The organism is Gordonia sp. AC31 (assembly GCF_031844505.1).
Taxonomy (GTDB): Bacteria; Actinomycetota; Actinomycetes; order Mycobacteriales; family Mycobacteriaceae; genus Gordonia; species Gordonia hongkongensis.
The window spans coordinates 317,822-335,496 of record NZ_JAUZVK010000002.1 but is presented as its reverse complement, the minus strand read 5'-3'; the positions used below and the strand labels follow the sequence as shown (position 1 = coordinate 335,496).

The following is a 17,675-nucleotide window of genomic DNA, read 5'->3' as shown; positions in this document are numbered from 1 at the left end:
CTAACATGTCGACTATCGGAGAAACTCCGCACCCGCCTGCCGTCCGAATGCACTCACAGCGGGTAAATTCACGATCATGACGACCTCGAACGGCCGTGCCGCCGACTCGCGCCGCTCGAGTCGGTCGACGGCTCAGTGGTTGCTCGGCCTCTTGATCGTGCTCGCATTGATCGCCAGCATCCTGATGGTCTTCACCGACAGGCTGTCGATCACCGGCTCGCTGGCAGTCATCGCGGCGTTGTGGGCGGCCGTCATCGGCGCGATCCTGGTGACGAAGTTCCGTCGACAGGCCGAGAGCGCCGAGGCGAAGAGCCGTGACCTCCGGTTGGTCTACGAACTGCAGCTGGAACGCGAGATCGCCGCGCGTCGGCAGTACGAACTCGATGTCGAGACGACCATCCGCAAAGAGGTCACCGCCGAGTCGAACGAAGAACTCTCCGAGCTCAAGGCCCAGGTGCTGGCGTTGCGTTCCAGCCTGGAGATGCTCCTCGGTGAACCGCTCCCGGATCAGCGGGTCGCCCTGTCGAGTGAGAAGATGCGCGAACTGGCCTCGGGCCTGAACGACGAATCACGCGCGGGTCGTCGATCCGGTGCACCCTACGGCGGTGGCTTCTCCGGTGATATCGGTGGCGTGTCGTCCTACGGCGCCACCTACGCCGACGACGGGGTGCTCGCCGCGCGCGACTTCGCGGCGACGGCTCCGACCGCGGACGACGGTAGACATACGGGGCCGGTCGATCCCAACGAGATGACCGAGGTGATCCCGGTCGTCACCGACGACCCGATCTCGGGCCGCATCGCCACCGAGGTGTCGCCCGACGAGGCCGCGGCGACGAGCGCGCCGGCCGAACCCGATGCCGCGACGGGTACGTCCGATGCGGACGTCTCCGACGCCGAGATCGTCGACACCGATCACCCCGGCCGCACGGAAGCCTCCGCCGGCGGCGAGACCTCGGGTGCGGACAGTGGTGCGTCGACCGGCGCCGGAGAGTCCGCGTCAGTGCCGTTCTCCGGGGGCTTCTACCTCGGGAACGACACCGACGCGGCGGATACCCGAGGCCCGGGATCGCAGTCGCCGGTCGCGAATGCGAATCAACCGCTCTACACCGACGACACCCCGACCGACGAATGGTCGACCCGGTCGGCGTCGGGCGAAGCACCCGAGAGCGATGAGACTCCGGGTGTTGCGGATGCTTCCGACGACGTGGAGCCCCCGCCCTTCCTCGGGTCCGCTGGACGACACGAGAATCAGCCGGGCGGTCGGCCCGCGGAGTCCTTCGGCGGTGGTCGTCGACGCCGAGCGGTCGCCGACGACGCGGAATCGGCACACTCGGCGGGGTTGCCCGTCTCCGAACTCCTGAGCCAGCTGCGGTCACAGACCGAGTCCACCGGCGGCGGACGGCGCCGACGGAACGGCTGATCGGCCGGGGGGGCCCGGCCGCTTGCAACACTGCCGGGTCGCGGTCCGATGCCCCTGTCATCCGTCCGAGTGCATCTGCGGCGTTGCCGCGGATTCGCCGATACGAGTTGGACGATCGCCCTAGTATTCCCGTATGAGCGAGACGCTCGCGGGTGGGGAGTTCGGTCTCGGGCCGGGGTCCGATCCGTCGATGGCCGCGATCCGCCATACCGAGCGCGGGAACGCGGTCAAGCAGTCGCTGGTGAGCACCGCGGTGTTCTTGCCGGTCATCGCGTGGTGGCCGACGGTGTTGTGGCTCTTCACCTTCGACCCGCTCGACGGCACCCCGTTCCCCGAGTACCACGCGAACCTCCAGGCCAACGGTCCCGAGGCGAGCCTGTTGCTCATCTGGTCGCTGACGGCTCTGATGCCGCTGTACATGGTTCTCGTGCTGGGGATCTGGGCTCGAAATCCGATGCGGTCGGGGATCGCGGTGGTGATCGGCGCGGTCGGGGCACTCGGATTCTGGGGTGGTCAGGTCCCGGTCCTGGTGCGATCGGGAGACTACCCCGTGCTCACGTTCTATTCGGAGCACATGCCCGCCTTCGTCGTGATGCTGATCGTGGCGTGGTCGGTCGCGCGTCGACGTGGATTCTGGTGGGTGCTCGCCATTCCGGTCATCACCCTGCTGGCGATCAACGCGTACGAGGGCTGGGCGTCGAACCCGGTCGACGCGATCGTCGACGGCACCGGGAGACTCCTCGACGTCCCGGCCTCGCAGGTACTGGACCCGTTCTCGCCGAGATTCCGTTCACCGTTCGACGACGTGGTCGACATCGTGGCGGGCATCCTGACCCTGTGGGTGGTCGACGCCGTGTTCGGCGCGTTGTCCAGGCAGGCGCGTGAGCCGCAGCAGTCCCGGCCGGGGAGCTGGCGCTGACGAAATCCGTTGCCACGACTTCGAAGTCAGAACTGCATCGCCACGGCGCGTCCGACGGTGAACGCGATGAACCCCAGGCTCAGCACGACGCCCAGGACGCACAGCACACGGGCGAACCGCCCGGCCGAACCCGGCTGACCACGGCCGGCGAGATACCAGCCGGCCACGCCTACCGGCAGGCCCAGTCCACCGACGACGCTCAACGGGATCGCCGCCACACCGCATGCGAGCGACGCGGTGGTCCGCCGGGTCGCACCCGGGCCGGGCCGAGGTGGGTCCAGCACCGGTAGATCGCGCGAGGCGCGGACCGTCGACGACCCGGGATCATGCTGGGGGACAGCTTGTCCGGGGAGTCCGGAGTACGCCGTCGCGCCCCGTGCGATGGTGGGCCGAGACCCGTCGTCCCCCGGCCGGGTGGCACCGGTGACCGGGATCGCAACAGTGGGTGCGAAGGCGGTCGGGGGCAGCGCCGGCGGTGCGGGTCGGGACATCGGTGGACCGGACATCGGTGCCGCCGCGGCGTGGCCGCGCACGGTGCGCTCCGGCCGCGGTGGCGCCGGGGCGAATACCGTCGAGTCGATCGCCGAACGGAGTTCGGCGGCAAAGGCCCCCGCCGACGACGGACGGTCCGTCCGGTTCTTTGCGAGACCGGAGCGCACCACGTCGGACACCGCCGGCGGCACGTCGGGCCGGAGGTCGGACAGCTCCGGGGGCGGGGTGCTGAGGTGGTGGTGGATCATCATGGCGGGCGTCCGTGCGGCGAACGGCACTGTGCCCGCGATCAATTCGAAGACGCTGCAGGCCAGTGAGTAGACGTCGCTGCGGGCATCGAGGGTCTCGGCCGAGAGCTGTTCGGGTGACGAATAGGGGAATGAGCCGATGACGAGATCCGTCGAGGTGAGCGAGGTGGCACCACCGTCGGTCGGGCGCGCTATCCCGAAGTCCGCCAGCCGGATACGCCGGCGCGTGACGTGCTGGGGGAGTCGCGGATCGGACTCCTCGGGGCTGATCAGTATGTTCGCCGGTTTGACGTCGCGGTGGAGCAGTCCGGAGCGGTGCGCGTGATCGAGCGCCGCGCCGATCGCGTCGCCCACGGCCGCGACGTCGGCGAGCGGGAGCCCGCCGGGGCTGGTGGCGAGCAATGCCGCGGCGTCCGTGCCGGGCACGTACTGCATCGAGATCCAGAGTCGTCCGTCCACTTCGCCGCGGTCGTAGACACTGACGATGCACGGGTGGTCCAGCTGGGCGGCGAGGTCGGCCTCGCGGGTGAACCGGGCTCGGAAGATCGGATCGTTCGACACCTGCTCGGCGAGGACCTTGATCACGTCATGGCGCGGGAGCCGGGGATGGCGGACGAGGTACACCTCACCCATCCCGCCCGCACCGATCCTGCGCACGACCCGGTAACCGGCGAACTCTGTGCCCGGTTCCAAGCTCATGGGCGGGACCTTCGTGTGCGCGGGTGTGTCGATGTCGTCCGGGCCGGCGATCCTGGGCGGACTGCGGCTGTCTCAGACTACGCCGCGTCGGCGCAGGTCACCGGTGGTTCGGTGGATCGGTCGGCACGACCGGCGGATCGACCGGACAACCTCGAGGTGACACCTGTCACAGACGTTGGCACCGGCCGCGGTGTCGGACCTACTCTTGCTCTGCAACGTCTGGTACCCGTGCCGACGCCGCCGCGATGAGTCCGCTCATGCGACGGCCCTGTCGGCGGAGGCGGGACTGGAACGACACTCTGGAGGACAGCGGTGACCTCACCGAGCGGTGATGCCGGTATGCCGTCTGCACGGCGAACCGGTGGCGATGACGCCTTCGGCGATGGCCCGCACCTCCGTTCCCTCACCGACCCGTTTCCCGGCATGACGAATCTGCCGACGCCCGCTCGCCTCACCGTCGGCCTCGTGTCCGCCGGCCGCGTCGGGACCGCTCTGGGCGAGGCGCTCGAGAAGGCCGGGCATGTGGTCGGAGCCGTGGTGGCGCGGTCGCCCGAGTCCCGGACCCGCGCGGTGAGTCGACTCCCCGATTCCGAGGTCCTCGACCTCGACGCGGTCGTCGCGCGATCCGAGTTGCTGCTGGTCAGCGTGCCCGACTCCGAGCTCGCCGCCGTGGTCGACGAGATCGCGGCGTCCGACTCGCTCCGTCCGGGGACGATCGTCGCGCACACCGCGGGCGCGCACGGGGTGGCCGTGCTGCAACCGCTGACCGACCGCGGTGCACTGGGGATCGCACTGCATCCGGCGATGACGTTCGTGGGTTCGGAGGACGACACCGCGCGCCTCACCAACGCCTGTTTCGCCATCACCGCCGCCGATGCGGTCGGCGAGGCCATCGCGTCGTCGCTGGTGCTGGAAATGGGCGGTGACCCGGTGCGGATCGCCGAAGCCGAGCGCACGCTCTACCACGCCGCACTGGCCCACGGCGCCAACCACCTGATCGCCCTGATCTCCGACGCGGTCCTCGCACTCAACGCCGCCATCGACCACTCCGGCCGCGACACCGCGACCGTCGACGGACACGGTAACCGCCTCGCCGAACGCATCCTCGGGCCGTTGGCCGCGGCGTCGCTGCGAAACGTGCTGGAACTCGGCCCGTCGGCGCTGACCGGGCCCGTCGCCCGCGGTGACGCGCCCGCGGTCGCCCGACACCTGGCGGCGCTGCGCACCGTCCCCGCCGGCCCGGGACCGCACGGCATCGCCGAGGCATATCGCACACTCGCCCGGCGCGCCGCGGACCACAGCCACGCACCGCAGGCGTTGATCGACGCATTGGAGGACCGATGACATCAAGCGGAGGAGACGGCGTGAGCGGCCCGTCCGACGCACAGCCCACCTACTCGGCCGGCACGATGACCGTGCATCGAGAGCCGGCGTCCCTGAGCCGCGTCACCCGCGCGCTGCGCGCCGCCGGCAAGCGTGTCGTGCTCGTCCCGACCATGGGTGCCCTGCACGCCGGCCATCTGCAGCTCGTCCGGGCCGCCAAGGCGAAGGGCAACACCGTGGTGGTGGTGTCCATCTTCGTCAACCCGTTGCAGTTCGGCGCCGGCGAGGACCTCGACGCCTACCCGCGCACCCTCGACGCCGACCTCGCGCTCCTCGAGCCGCTGGGCGTCGAGCTGGTGTTCGCGCCGTCCGCGTCGTCGATGTACCCGAACGGTCCGCGGACGACGGTGCACCCGGGCGAGGTGGGCCGAATCCTCGACGGGATCTCGCGGCCGACACACTTCGCCGGGATGCTGACGGTGGTCCTCAAGCTGCTCAACATCGTCGGACCCAATGCGGCGTTCTTCGGTGAGAAGGACTATCAGCAGCTGGTGCTCATCAAGCAGATGGTGACCGACCTGAACCTCGACGTCGACATCGTCGGCGTCCCGACCGTCCGCGAGTCCGACGGGCTGGCGATGTCGTCACGCAACCGCTACCTCACCCCGGAGCAGCGGGAGCTGGCGACGACGCTCTCGGCGTCGCTCGTCGCGGGGGCCCACGCGGCCGAAGGCGGACGCGAAGCCATCCTCGCCGCGGCACGGTCGGTGCTCGCCACGGTCCCGGAGATCGAGGTCGACTACCTGGACCTGCGCGGGCGTCAGCTCGAGGAACCACCGGAGAAGGGCGCGGGACGGCTGCTTGTCGCCGCCCGGCTCGGCGGCGCACGCCTGATCGACAACGTCGGCGTGACGGTCGGCGGCGTCGCCGCGCTCGAAGAAGAAATCGCCTGGACCAATGCCACCACAACCACGACAGAGGGACGATGACCATGTTGCGCACCATGATGACCTCGAAGATCCACCGCGCCACCGTGACCCAGGCCGACCTGCACTACGTCGGCTCGGTGACCATCGACTCCGATCTGCTCGACGCCGCGGGTCTGCTCGAGGGTGAGCAGGTCACGATCGTCGACATCGACAACGGCGCCCGGCTGGTGACCTACGCGATCGCCGGCGAGCGCGGCAGTGGTGTCATCGGGATCAACGGTGCGGCAGCGCATCTCGTTCACCCCGGCGACCTGGTCATCATCATCGCCTACAGCATGCTCGATGCGGCCGAGCTGCGTGAGTACTCGCCGAACGTGGTGTTCGTCGACGCGCAGAACCGCATCGTGACCACGGGCGACGATCCGGCCGACGTACCCGCGGGGTCGGGCCTGCTCGACCCGCGTCACCTCGACGGTCCGATCTTCGCCGACGCCTCGCTCTGACGCGGCGACGACCTTCGATGCTGCTCACCGTCGACGTCGGCAACACCAACATCCATCTCGGCGTGTACGCCGGGGTCGGGGATCACGCGCGCCTGGTGCGTGATTGGCGAATCCACACCGACCCGCATTACACCGCCGACGAACTGGCGTGGGCGTTCCGCGGCATGCTCGGCGACGACATCGAGCAGGTGACCGGGGTGAGTGCGCTGTCGACGGTTCCGTCGCTCCTGCGCGAACTGCGCGTGATGGTGCCGCGCTACTTCGGCAACGGGCCACACGTGCTGCTCGAACCGGGTGTGCGGACCGGGGTTCCCCTCCTGGTCGACAACCCGAAAGAGGTCGGCACCGACCGGGTCGCCAATTGCCTTGCCGCGCACACGGAATTCGGCGGGCCCTGCATCGTGGTCGCGTTCGGTACCGCAACGGTCGTCGACGCTGTCTCCGCGACGGGCGAATTCCTCGGCGGGGCCATCGCACCGGGCGTCAACCTCGCGGTCGAGGCGCTGTCGGAGCACACCGTGACCATGCGGAAGGTCGAGCTGATGCCGCCTCGCAGCGTGCTCGGCAAGAACACCGTCGAAGCGTTGCAGTCCGGCATCCTGTACGGCTTCGCCGGCCAGGTGGACGGGTTGGTCGACCGCGTCTGCGACACTGTCCCGGGATTCGACGGCGACGACGTGACGGTGGTCGCGACGGGATTTCTCGCGCCGCTGATGTTCGACGAATGTCGTTCCCTCACCGATCATCACCCGCACCTGACTCTGGATGGCCTGCGTCTGGTTCACGAGCGGGCCAAGGCGAATCCCCGTCGCGGGAAGTAGATCTAGTGTCCCGCGCCGGAAATTCGTTGATGATTGCGACGCCCAGGCGGCGCCTCGCTTCGTTGGCGTCGTCGCAGGTACATCCAGTAGCTGCGTCCTCCGCCGCCTCGCGATGCATCCACCTGGACCGCCGAACTCATGAAACGAATTTCCGACCCGGGACACTAGGCGAACCGAACGGCGGCACGGGGATTCGGCGTGTCATCGGTGCGCGCGGAGTGCTGCCTCGGTGTAGGCCGTGATGCGGTCGGTCAGTTCGCCGGCGGTCACGTCGGTACCGGCCAGCTGGTGGATCTGTGCGTCGACCGCGGCGAAGGCGAGCCGGAGGTCAGCTGCCGCGGACTGCGCCGTCCAGCCGTCGGCGACGAGATGAGCGCTCAACCGGTCGATCAGCGAATCGATCAGGGTGGTGTACTCCGTGGCCAGGCGTGTCGGGTCGGCCAGTTCGCGCAGCCGCCCATGGGCGCGGCCGTGCGTCGAGTTCTCGCGGACCGCGACCTCGATCACCGCATGCAGCACCTCCGGCCACGGGCACGAACCGGGCGGGTGGTCGTCGAGGACGGCCGTCATCGCCCCGGCGGCCGCGTCGAGATGGCGGAGCGCCAGTTCGTCGAAGATCGCCTGCTTGTCGCCGAAGTACTGATAGATCGAGCCCACCGACACCCCGGCCTTCTCGGCGATGCGGTTGGTCGTCATCTCCGCGCCCTCGGTGTCGAGAAGCTGAGTGGCCGCCTCGAGAATCGTGTCGACGGTGAACGAAGAGCGTTGTTGCCGTGGCCTTTTGCGCATCTGATTGATCCTCGGGAAATGCGAGTTGTGGAGTCCCGCCGCCGGTTCGACGATGGATACATGATCCGCCGATCCGGAACCCCCGAATCCTACCTTCGGTTCCTGCCCGAGCCGTGGCGGTCCGTCGCCGCCGGGGTCGCGGCCGAATCCACCTGGTGGACCTGGCCGTCGAGCTCCGGCCGGGCCTGCGGGGAGGTCGACGTCCACATCCTGCGGGCGCGCCCGAGCGCGGCACCGCTGCGCGTGTTGCTGCTGCACGGCGGTGGCGGACACAGTGCCCTGGTCTGGCCGCTGGGCGCGATCCTCGCGAACGAGGGGGTCGAGGTGCTCGCCCCCGATCTGCCGCAGTACGGACGTACGCGGGTGGCCGATCCGGGGAGGGTCCGCTACCAGGACTGGGTCGATCTGATCTGCGATCTCGTGACGACCGAGACCGAGGACGATCCGCGTCCGCTCATCGTGCTGGGGGCGAGTCTCGGCGGGATGCTCGCCTACGAGGTCGCGAGCCGGACCGGACGGGTGGCCGCGGTCGTCGCGACCTGCCTGCTCGATCTGGCCGGGGATCCCGATGCGCGTCGAGCGGTCGCGCGCACGCCGGCGCTCGGTCGCCTCACCCCGCTGATGCCGGTGCTCGCCCGCGTCGGGGTGCTCGCCCGGATGCGGTTTCCGATCCGATGGGTGGCGCCGATGTCGGCGATGAGTCGCGACCCGGACCTGTCCCGGGCCTGCGTCGACGACCGTCTCGGTGCCGGATCGTCAGTGTCGCTGGGGTTCCTGGCGGACCTGATGACGCATGAGGTGCCGCCCCCTGAGGAGTACCGGGGTCCACGGGTGCTGCTGGTCCATCCGGCGGCCGACTCGTGGACGCCGCCGGAGGTCAGTGTGCGCTTCGCGCGACGGATCGCGGCGCGCGCCGAGATCCATCTGCTGACCGGGTGCGGGCACTTCCCGGTGGAGCAGCCCGGCGTCGACGAACTCGCCGACCACCTCCGTACGTTGGCCGCCGAACTCGTCGGGACGACGTGACCCCGGATCGTCAGCGGAACGCGCGCAGCAGGGTAGTGGGATCGTGGTCGGAGTCGGTGCCGTCGGAGTTCCGCAGGAGGGCGTCGAGAACGAGGCCGTCGAGCGCGGCGACCAGTTGCCGGGCCTCGGTACGGGTCAACCCGCCGTAGACGAGTCCGTCGACGTAGCGCTCCCGATGCCCGACAATCACGTGTCGCAGGTCCTCGTCGCGCGTCGCCAGGAGCATGAGCTCGTACCGCGCCCTGGTGCGGACGCGGTCGGTGCCCAACCAGCGGACGATCACCTCCTGGGTCGACTCGCCCTCCGCAGCGCGGTCGGCGCTGAACACATGCTCGACGAGAGCCGCGAGAAAACCGCTCTGACCGCCGAAATGATGCCGAACGCTCCCGTGTGGCACCCCGGACGCGTCTTCGACCGCGCGTGCCGACGCCTGCCGGCTCCCGACGGTGCCGATGAGGGTGATGCCGGTGTCGAGCAGCAGATCACGCGTCGACCCGTTGGCTGATTTCTCCACGTGGAGAAGTTTATCTGCTAGCGTCTTCTCCATGTGGAGAAGAAGCTGATGAAGGTCGTCGTGGTGGGAGCCGGGATCGCCGGCCTGTGTACCGCGGTCGGACTGGCGTCGACGGGCGCCCGGGTGACGGTCGTCGAGCGGGCGCCGGAGGTGCGCGGCGGGGGTGCCGGCCTGAGCATCTTCGGCAACGGGGTCCGCGCACTCGAGGCGCTGGGTATGCGGTCGGTCCTCGGCGGCGCCGCGGCGCCGACCCCGCCGACCAGCGGAACCCGGACACCGGACGGGCGATGGCTCAGCCGGTTCGATCCGGCGTCGCTGACCGACATGCGCGTCGTGCGCCGCACCGATCTCCACGCGGCCCTCCTCGCCGCCGCGGCCGACGTCGTGGACATCAGGACGGGTTCCGGCGTCGATGACGCCGTGCCCGACCGCGGTCTCGTGCGACTGTCCGACGGCACCGAGATCGGTGACTGCGACCTGATCGTCGGCGCCGACGGTCTGCGCAGCCGGGTGCGTGCCGCGGTCGTCGAGGACCCGGGCGTCCGGCGATGTGGCTACTCCGCGTGGCGGGCCATCACGACGACCCCGGTGTCGGTCGACGCGGCCGGGGAGACGACCGGACGTGGGGCGCGTTTCGGGATCGCGCCCCTGCCCGACGGGCATGTCTACTGGTTCGCCTCGGTGTCGGACGACGGGGGCGACTCGGCGGGCGGGCTCGATGCAGTGCGGCAACGGTTTTCGGGGTGGCATCGACCGATCGGGGAGTTGCTCGACGCCACCGATCCGGCGACCGTCGGATACCTGCCGATCGAGGAGCTCGCCAAGCCGCTGCCCACGTTCGTCAGAGCGGGCCGGGGGTGCGCGAGTGTTCTCATCGGCGACGCCGCGCACGCGATGACCCCGAACCTGGGTCAAGGTGCCAACCAGGCGATGGAGGACGCGGCCACCCTGACGGCGCTGGTACGCCGGCACGGCCGCGGTGACCTCGACGAGGCGTTGCGCACCTACGACCGGCTCCGACGCCCGCGGACCCAGCGGATCGTGCGGCAGGCGTCGATGATCGGCAGGGTCGGGCAACTGCGTGCCGGCCCCGCGGTCTGGGCGCGCGACCTCGCACTGCGCATGACGCCCGACGCCGTCCTGAACGCGCAGATGCGACGCGTGCAGCGGTGGCAGCCGCCGGAAGTGTGACGTCGGTGTGACGACCTCGGTCGGGTCGGGGCCTGGCCGGTGCGGGTGTGCTGTGGCATACTCGTCGCCGTGATCACGAGCTGTCGGGAGTGTTGTCAGGGCTAGTACCGCGTCTGCGGCTGCCCTCCTTCGCGCTCCCCGCTCGATCTCGATCACCTGAGGACCCCCTCTCATGACCGCTTCGGTTGCTTCTTCCGTTCGTCCTTCTTCCACCGGTTCGGTGTTTGCCCCTGCTTCGGTGTTTGCCCCTGCTTCGGTGTTTGCCGCTGTACCGCCGACCGTCGCCCCGGCCCCGTCTGCGCCGCTGTCGTTGCGGGTCGAGGACTACGCGTTCGCCGTAGCCGCCGGTGCCACCCCCGTCGACGTCCGCTCCCACCGGCGCCGTCAGCTCGACGGCGCACTGTTCGGGGCCCTGGCCATCGACGCCGTCGAGGTTCTCGACCGGCTCACGCCGGACACCCCGGACTCACTGCGCGTCGCCCGGCCGGAATCACGATGGATCCTCGTCAGCGAGGACGGGCACGAGGCCGAATGGCTCGCCTGGCACCTGCAGGCGCGCGGGGTGCACGGCGCGGTGTTCGTCGTCGGCGGGCACCGTCGGATGCGGTCGGCAAGGGTCAACGGCCGGATTCGGCCCGACGACCTCGCCGTCATCTCCGCCCACGAGAGCTGAACCCGCCCAGCGCGACCCGGTTGTGTCCGCGGTCACCGCGAGGCGGTGAGTTGGAGTCGATGACCGGCCCCGATAGGGTGCGTGGGGTGAGTGACAGCCCGACCAGCACCGCCACCCCCGAAGCGACCGACGAGCAGACTCCTGAGCAGTTGCGCATCCGCCGCGAGAAGCGTGAGCGGATCCTGGCCGAGGGTCGTGAGGCCTACCCGGTCGCGATCCCGCGCACCCACAGCCTCGGTGAGATCCGCGCGGCCTACCCCGACCTCGAGGCCGGTACCGAGACCGGACAGCACGTCGGCGTGAGCGGACGCGTGATCTTCCTGCGCAACAAGGGCAAGCTCTGCTTCGCCACGCTGCAGGAGGGCGACGGCACGCAGCTGCAGGCGATGGTCAGCTTCAACGGCGTCGGCGAGGAAGCGCTGGCGCGGTGGAAGTCCGAGGTGGATCTCGGGGACATCGTGTTCATCTCGGGCGAGGTCATCAGCTCGCGCACCGGCGAACTCTCGGTGATGGCCGACGGCTGGCAGATGGCGTCGAAGTCGTTGCGACCGTTGCCCGTCGCGCACAAGGACATGAACGAGGAGACTCGAGTCCGGCAGCGCTACGTCGACCTCATCATGCGCCCGGAGGCCCGCAGCATCGCCCGCACCCGGATCTCGGTGATCGCCGAACTCCGTGCGGCGCTGGGCCGTCGGGGTTTCCTCGAGGTCGAGACCCCGATGCTGCAGACCCTGCACGGTGGGGCGGCCGCGCGACCGTTCGTCACGCACTCCAATGCCTTCGACATCGATCTGTTCCTGCGCATCGCACCGGAGCTGTTCCTCAAGCGCTGTGTGGTCGGCGGCATCGAGCGCGTCTTCGAGATCAACCGCAACTTCCGCAACGAGGGTGCCGACTCCACGCACTCACCGGAGTTCGCGATGCTCGAGACCTATCAGGCCTACGGCACCTACGACGACTCCGCCGTCATGATCCGCGAACTGGTGCAAGAGGTTTCGCAGGCGGCGCTCGGCACTCAGACCCCGACCATGCCGGACGGTTCCACCTACGACCTCTCGGGCGAGTGGACCGCACTCGAGATGTACCCGTCGCTGTCGGAGGCGCTGGGCGAGCAGATCGTCCCGGCCGGCGCCGACGGGGAGACCACCGTCGAGCAGCTGCTGGCCATCGCGGCGCGCGTCGGCCTCGAGATCCCGAAGGACAAGGGGTACGGCCACGGCAAGCTCGTCGAGGAACTCTGGGAGCACATGGTCGGCGCGAAGCTGGACCGCCCGGTCTTCGTCCGCGACTTCCCGGTCGAGACCTCGCCACTCGTCCGCGCACATCGGTCGCAGATCGGCGTCGTGGAGAAGTGGGACCTCTATGTTCGCGGCTTCGAGCTGGCGACCGGATATTCCGAACTCGTCGACCCCGTCATCCAGCGCGAGCGCTTCGCCGATCAGGCCCGCCTGGCCGCCGCCGGCGACGACGAGGCGATGGTCCTCGACGAAGAGTTCCTCGCCGCGATGGAGTACGGCATGCCCCCGACCACCGGCACCGGCATGGGCATCGACCGCCTGCTGATGGCCCTCACCGGCCTCGGCATCCGCGACACCATCCTGTTCCCGCTGGTGAAGCCCCGCTCCTGACCGGGATTTCGTAGCGCGGATACGCGCTAAATCCGCATCTACGCTACGGATTTCCGTCGTAGGGCTGTACGGATCTGACGAGGTCGTTCTGTCGGGTGCGGTCTCGCTGGAATGCGACGGCGTCACTATGGAAAGCCATCCCATCGATCTCGATGGCGATCTTCGACGCCTCGAACGCGAAGTCGAGGACGTAGCCACACGCCGGCGTGTTGGCCGACCACCCCGTGAACCCGCTGCCCTCGAGTAGCTTCGCGGTGATCCGCTCCGCCTCCGACCTCGCGCCCGACGACATCGCCTCCAGCATCGACCGCGCGCGTGGCGAACCCCGACGACCCGCGTTGCGGCGCTGGACCGTGTCGAGGGCCGCGACGGTCACCTTCTTGTTCAGCAGCGCGGAGTCCATCACCTTCACCCCCAGCGTCACCGAGGCGTCGAGCACCGTCAACTCGAGGCCGGTCACCGTCAGCCCGTCGACCTCGGTCAGATCGCGAGGCGCGACGGTACGGTGCCACACGGTCACATCCTCGACGCGGGTCCCGTGCCGGCCGTGCGGTGCCACCACGACCGGGACATCCGGAACCCGGCTGACGAGGCCGTGCCACCACGCGGCTGCGGCGCCGGCCAGGGCTGCGCCCGGTCCGGTCTGGAGTACGGCGAGCCGCATCCGCATCCGATCGTCGACCGTCCGGCCGGTTCCCAGCCCCGAATTTCGTAGCGTCAGTAGGTGAATAGCGCGCATTGGCGCTACGAAATCCTGGGGTCAGGTGAGGTTGCGCTTGAGGATCTTGCCCGACGCGTTGCGGGGGAACTCGTCGACGAAGACCACCGACCGGGGGATCTTGAAGTTGGCGAGGTGCTCCTTGGCGAACGCGATGACCTGCGCCTCGTCGAGGTCGGCGTCCGCCCGGACCGTCAGGTAGGCGCGGCCGACCTCGCCGAGCCGGTCGTCGGGCACGCCGACGACCGCGGACTCGGTGACACCGTCGAGCCGCGCGAGGGTCTGCTCGATCTCCGCGGGGTAGACGTTGAACCCGCCGCAGATGTACATGTCTTTGAGCCGGTCGGTGATCTTGAGGTTGCCGCGCTCGTCGAGGGTCCCGATGTCGCCGGTGTGCAGCCACCCGTCGGCGTCGATCGTCGCGGCGGTGGCCTCCGGGTCGTCGAGGTAGCCGACCATCACCATGTCTCCGCGCGCCAGCACCTCACCGTCGTCGGAGAGCGTGATCTCCATACCCGGGAACGCACGTCCGCAGGTGTTGGCAACCGTCGCATCGTCGTCGTCGGGGGTGCACGTCGAGACGAAGCCGCTCGCCTCGGTCAGGCCGTAGGCGGTGATGACGGTGTCGACGCCCAGGTCGTGTTGCAGGCGTTCGACGAGGACGACGGGCACGATCGCGGCACCGGTGATGACGATCCGCAGGCTGGAGAGGTCGTGGTCGGCCCGCTTCGGGTCGTCGAGGATGGTCTGGAAGATGGTGGGCGCGCCCGGGAAGACCGTCGCGCGTTCGTCGGACACGAGTTTCATCGCCTGGTCCGGTGAATAGACGGCGAGCGGCAGCATGGTCACGCCGAACAGCACGCTCGGCAGGATGCCCGCCTTGTAGCCGAAGGTGTGGAAGTAGGGATTGACCATCAGGTAGCGGTCGTCCGGGCCCAGGCCGGCGTTCGCGCCCCAGCCGTACGAGCCGGTCAGGGTCTGCCGGTGGGTGGCCAGCACACCCTTCGACTTTCCGGTCGTGCCGGAGGTGAAGAGGATGTCGGAGAGATCGTCGGGTGAGACGGCATCGGCGCGTCGGTCGGCTTCGGCGAGTGCGTCGGGGGTTGCCGCCCGACTGAGGAACTCATCCCAGTCGACGGCACCGTCGAGCGGGGCGGCGTCGTCCGTGAGCGACACCCGGATCACGACGTCGGGCATCGTGGCGCGGTGATCGCGCAACAACTCGGCCGCATGATCGGCACCGAGGAACTCGCCGGACACGACGACGGCCCGGGCCCCGGACCGTTCGATGATCTCGATCGCCTCGCCCGCGGTGTAGCGCGTGTTCAAGGGGACGAGCGTCGCACCGGCGTAGTGGATCCCGAGCGCCGCAATCGGCCAGTGGAAGCTGTTCGGCGACCAGATGGCGACCCGGTCGCCGGCCTCGATACCCGAGGCCACCAACGCTGCCGCGAAATCCCGGACGGACTCGTGGAGACGGGTCCAGGTCGACTCGATCCGCGGATGCGTCGAAGACTGCCACTGACCGTCGACGAGAGCGATACGGTCGGGCCAGGTCTGCGCCGCCCGGCGCAGTGCGGCCGGGGTCGTGGGCGTGGGGAGGACCTCGTGCAGTGGGGTCTGCGCCATGCGCCCAACCTAGCACTTGCTTGGTGCGTTATGCTAGCGCCCATGACCACGACGAATCTCGCCGATCGTGCCGTCGACCTGGGTGAATGGGCGAAATCGACACCGAACGCCACCACCGAGTTCGCGGCCGCGGTGCGTGCGTGGCTCGACGAGAACCTCGCCGGCGACTTCGCCGATCTGAAGGGTCGTGGGGGGCCGGGCAGCGAACACGAGTTCTTCGCCGAGCGCCTCGAATGGGATCGTCACCTCGCGCGCGCCGGGTGGACCTGCATCGGCTGGCCGGTCGAGTACGGCGGTCGTGGTGCGACGCTCGAACAGCGCATCATCTTCCATCGCGAGTACGCACGTGCAAACGCACCTGCGCGCGTGAATCATCTGGGCGAGGAACTGTTGGGCCCCACGCTCATCGCCTACGGGACCGACGAGCAGAAGCGGCGTTTCCTGCCCGGCATCGTCGATGTCACCGAGTTGTGGTCGCAGGGTTATTCCGAGCCGGGCGCCGGATCGGACCTCGCGGGCGTGTCCACGTCGGCGCGGCTCGAAGACGGCAAGTGGATCATCAACGGCCAGAAGATCTGGACCTCGCTCGCCCACGTGGCGCAGTGGGTGTTCGTGATCGCGCGTACCGAGAAGGGATCGTCGCGCCATGCCGGACTGAGTTTCCTGCTGGTGCCGCTCGACCAACCGGGCGTCACCGTCCGCCCGATCCAACAGCTCACCGGCACTTCAGAATTCAACGAGGTGTTCTTCGACGACGCGGAAACCGATGCCGATCTCATCGTCGGTGACCCGGGCGACGGCTGGAAGGTGGCGATGGGGCTGCTGCAGTTCGAGCGCGGGGTGTCGACGCTGGGTCAGCAGGTCGGATTCGCGCGCGAGCTGGGCAATCTCACCGATCTCGCGCGAGCCAACGGGGCGCTGGACGACCCGGAGATCGCGTCGCGGCTGGCTCGGGCGGATATCGGGTTGATGGTCATGCGCGCCCACGCCCAGCGGACGCTGGACGGGGACGTGACCTCGCAAGCGGGTGCGGCCTCGGTCTCGAAGTTGTTGTGGGCCAACTGGCATCGCGACCTCGGTGAGCTCGCGATGGACGTCGTGGGCGCACCGTCGCTGATCGGGCCGGCCGCGACCGCCGAAGGCAAGGCCAACGACATCGCCGACCCGGAGAACGTCGAACTCGACGAATGGCAACGGCTCTACCTGTTCACCCGCGCCGACACCATCTACGGCGGCTCGAACGAGGTGCAGCGCAACATCATCGCCGAGCGCGTGCTCGGCCTACCCCGAGAGGCACGCTGAGATGACCGGAGTCGACGTCAACGGGGCCCGGGCGGCCGGCCGAGCGGTCTCGCCGCTGGCCACACCGCCTGCCGAGATCGCCGGGCACGGCCTGCTGCTGGGCAAGAAGGTCGTGGTGACCGCCGCCGCCGGAACGGGAATCGGCTTCGCGTCGGCCCGGCGTGCGTTGCTCGAAGGCGCGGATGTGCTCATCAGCGACTGGCATGAACGACGCCTCGGTGAGGCCGCCGAGAAGCTGTCGGCGGAATTCCCGGAGCGCACGGTCACCCAGCGCACCTGCAATGTGCAGGTCACCGCGGAGGTCGACGCGCTGATCGCCGATGCCGCAACCGAACTCGGACGTATCGACGTACTGGTCAACAATGCCGGGCTCGGCGGCGAGACCCCGGTCGCCGAGATGACCGACGAGGAATGGGATCGTGTCCTCGACATCACGCTCACCGGTACATTCCGCGCCACCCGCGCAGCCCTGCGGTATTTCGGCTCGGTCGAGCACAACGGCGTGATCGTCAACAACGCCTCTGTCCTCGGCTGGCGGGCCCAGCGCGGACAGGCGCACTACGCCGCGGCGAAGGCCGGGGTGATGGCCCTGACCCGCTGTTCGGCACTTGAAGCCGCCGACGTCGGGGTGCGCATCAACGCGATCGCACCGTCGATCGCGAAACACCCGTTCCTGGCCAAGGTCACGAGCGACGACCTCCTCGACGAACTCGCCTCCCGAGAGGCCTACGGGCGCGCGGCCGAGGTCTGGGAGGTCGCCGCGACCGTTGCGATGCTGGCCAGCGACTACACCACCTACCTCACCGGCGAGGTCGTCTCGATCTCCAGCCAGCGTGCTTGACCGCCAACGA

The 17,675-nt window shown here is 69.2% G+C and carries 17 protein-coding genes; 12 read left to right on the top strand and 5 right to left on the bottom strand.

What is annotated here, in order from left to right; all coding sequences use genetic code 11:
• Positions 1-76: 76 nt before the first annotated feature.
• Together Q9R39_RS04145 and Q9R39_RS04140 are read left to right on the top strand one after the other, a co-directional pair.
• Positions 77-1,420: a DUF6779 domain-containing protein gene (locus Q9R39_RS04145; protein WP_265967045.1), complete on the top strand. Its 1,344-nt coding sequence runs from the start codon at positions 77-79 to the stop codon at positions 1,418-1,420.
• Between the two features lie 133 nt (positions 1,421-1,553).
• The gene (locus Q9R39_RS04140) at positions 1,554-2,339 is read left to right on the top strand and encodes a hypothetical protein (protein WP_265967047.1); all 786 of its coding nucleotides are present in this window, start codon (positions 1,554-1,556) and stop codon (positions 2,337-2,339) included.
• A 26-nt stretch (positions 2,340-2,365) separates the two neighbouring features.
• On the opposite strand, the gene Q9R39_RS04135 is transcribed toward Q9R39_RS04140, so the two are convergent.
• Positions 2,366-3,778, bottom strand: coding sequence for a serine/threonine-protein kinase (locus Q9R39_RS04135; RefSeq protein ID WP_265967049.1), 1,413 nt, complete (start codon positions 3,776-3,778; stop codon positions 2,366-2,368).
• A 312-nt stretch (positions 3,779-4,090) separates the two neighbouring features.
• Between Q9R39_RS04135 and Q9R39_RS04130 the strand changes: the two genes are divergently transcribed.
• Genes Q9R39_RS04130 through Q9R39_RS04115 form a run of 4 tightly spaced genes read left to right on the top strand, consistent with a single transcriptional unit; the run spans position 4,091 to position 7,354 of the window.
• A complete protein-coding gene (locus Q9R39_RS04130) occupies positions 4,091-5,122 on the top strand; it encodes a Rossmann-like and DUF2520 domain-containing protein (protein ID WP_265967051.1) in 1,032 nt (343 codons plus the stop codon).
• 20 nt (positions 5,123-5,142) lie between these two features.
• On the top strand, positions 5,143-6,090 hold the full coding sequence (gene panC / locus Q9R39_RS04125; RefSeq protein WP_265967053.1) for a pantoate--beta-alanine ligase: 948 nt from the start codon (positions 5,143-5,145) through the stop codon (positions 6,088-6,090).
• Between the two features lie 2 nt (positions 6,091-6,092).
• Positions 6,093-6,533 carry an aspartate 1-decarboxylase gene (gene panD / locus Q9R39_RS04120; RefSeq protein WP_065629606.1) on the top strand — a complete coding sequence of 147 codons (441 nt, stop codon included), beginning with the start codon at positions 6,093-6,095 and terminating at the stop codon, positions 6,531-6,533.
• Positions 6,534-6,550: 17 nt separating this feature from the next.
• Positions 6,551-7,354 carry a type III pantothenate kinase gene (locus Q9R39_RS04115; protein ID WP_058249901.1) on the top strand — a complete coding sequence of 268 codons (804 nt, stop codon included), beginning with the start codon at positions 6,551-6,553 and terminating at the stop codon, positions 7,352-7,354.
• Between the two features lie 201 nt (positions 7,355-7,555).
• Here the strand turns inward: Q9R39_RS04115 and Q9R39_RS04110 are convergent, their stop codons facing one another.
• A complete protein-coding gene (locus Q9R39_RS04110; protein ID WP_165629658.1) occupies positions 7,556-8,143 on the bottom strand; it encodes a TetR/AcrR family transcriptional regulator in 588 nt (195 codons plus the stop codon).
• 60 nt (positions 8,144-8,203) lie between these two features.
• Here Q9R39_RS04110 and Q9R39_RS04105 point away from each other — a divergent pair, with 60 nt between their 5' ends.
• Entirely contained in the window at positions 8,204-9,169 is a 966-nt protein-coding gene (locus Q9R39_RS04105; protein WP_058249970.1) for an alpha/beta hydrolase, read from the top strand.
• A gap of 10 nt (positions 9,170-9,179) precedes the next feature.
• Here the strand turns inward: Q9R39_RS04105 and Q9R39_RS04100 are convergent, their stop codons facing one another.
• Positions 9,180-9,650, bottom strand: a complete 471-nt coding sequence (locus Q9R39_RS04100; protein WP_058249971.1) for a TetR/AcrR family transcriptional regulator — start codon at positions 9,648-9,650, stop codon at positions 9,180-9,182.
• Between the two features lie 81 nt (positions 9,651-9,731).
• Between Q9R39_RS04100 and Q9R39_RS04095 the strand changes: the two genes are divergently transcribed.
• From Q9R39_RS04095 to lysS, 3 genes are all read left to right on the top strand, one after another.
• Positions 9,732-10,874 (top strand): FAD-dependent oxidoreductase, encoded by a 1,143-nt coding sequence (locus tag Q9R39_RS04095; RefSeq protein WP_058249972.1) that lies wholly within the window; start codon positions 9,732-9,734, stop codon positions 10,872-10,874.
• Between the two features lie 172 nt (positions 10,875-11,046).
• Positions 11,047-11,547, top strand: a complete 501-nt coding sequence (locus Q9R39_RS04090; protein WP_249145953.1) for a rhodanese-like domain-containing protein — start codon at positions 11,047-11,049, stop codon at positions 11,545-11,547.
• Between the two features lie 59 nt (positions 11,548-11,606).
• Entirely contained in the window at positions 11,607-13,175 is a 1,569-nt protein-coding gene (gene lysS, locus Q9R39_RS04085; protein WP_207624940.1) for a lysine--tRNA ligase, read from the top strand.
• A 43-nt stretch (positions 13,176-13,218) separates the two neighbouring features.
• On the opposite strand, the gene Q9R39_RS04080 is transcribed toward lysS, so the two are convergent.
• Together Q9R39_RS04080 and Q9R39_RS04075 are read right to left on the bottom strand one after the other, a co-directional pair.
• Entirely contained in the window at positions 13,219-13,914 is a 696-nt protein-coding gene (locus tag Q9R39_RS04080; RefSeq protein WP_265967063.1) for an endonuclease domain-containing protein, read from the bottom strand.
• A gap of 21 nt (positions 13,915-13,935) precedes the next feature.
• Positions 13,936-15,522 carry a FadD3 family acyl-CoA ligase gene (locus tag Q9R39_RS04075; RefSeq protein ID WP_058249905.1) on the bottom strand — a complete coding sequence of 529 codons (1,587 nt, stop codon included), beginning with the start codon at positions 15,520-15,522 and terminating at the stop codon, positions 13,936-13,938.
• A 42-nt stretch (positions 15,523-15,564) separates the two neighbouring features.
• Here Q9R39_RS04075 and Q9R39_RS04070 point away from each other — a divergent pair, with 42 nt between their 5' ends.
• Both Q9R39_RS04070 and Q9R39_RS04065 read left to right on the top strand, forming a co-directional pair.
• Positions 15,565-16,824: an acyl-CoA dehydrogenase family protein gene (locus Q9R39_RS04070; RefSeq protein WP_078112635.1), complete on the top strand. Its 1,260-nt coding sequence runs from the start codon at positions 15,565-15,567 to the stop codon at positions 16,822-16,824.
• Position 16,825: 1 nt separating this feature from the next.
• A complete protein-coding gene (locus Q9R39_RS04065) occupies positions 16,826-17,665 on the top strand; it encodes an SDR family oxidoreductase (protein WP_058249907.1) in 840 nt (279 codons plus the stop codon).
• The last annotated feature ends 10 nt before the right edge of the window (positions 17,666-17,675 follow it).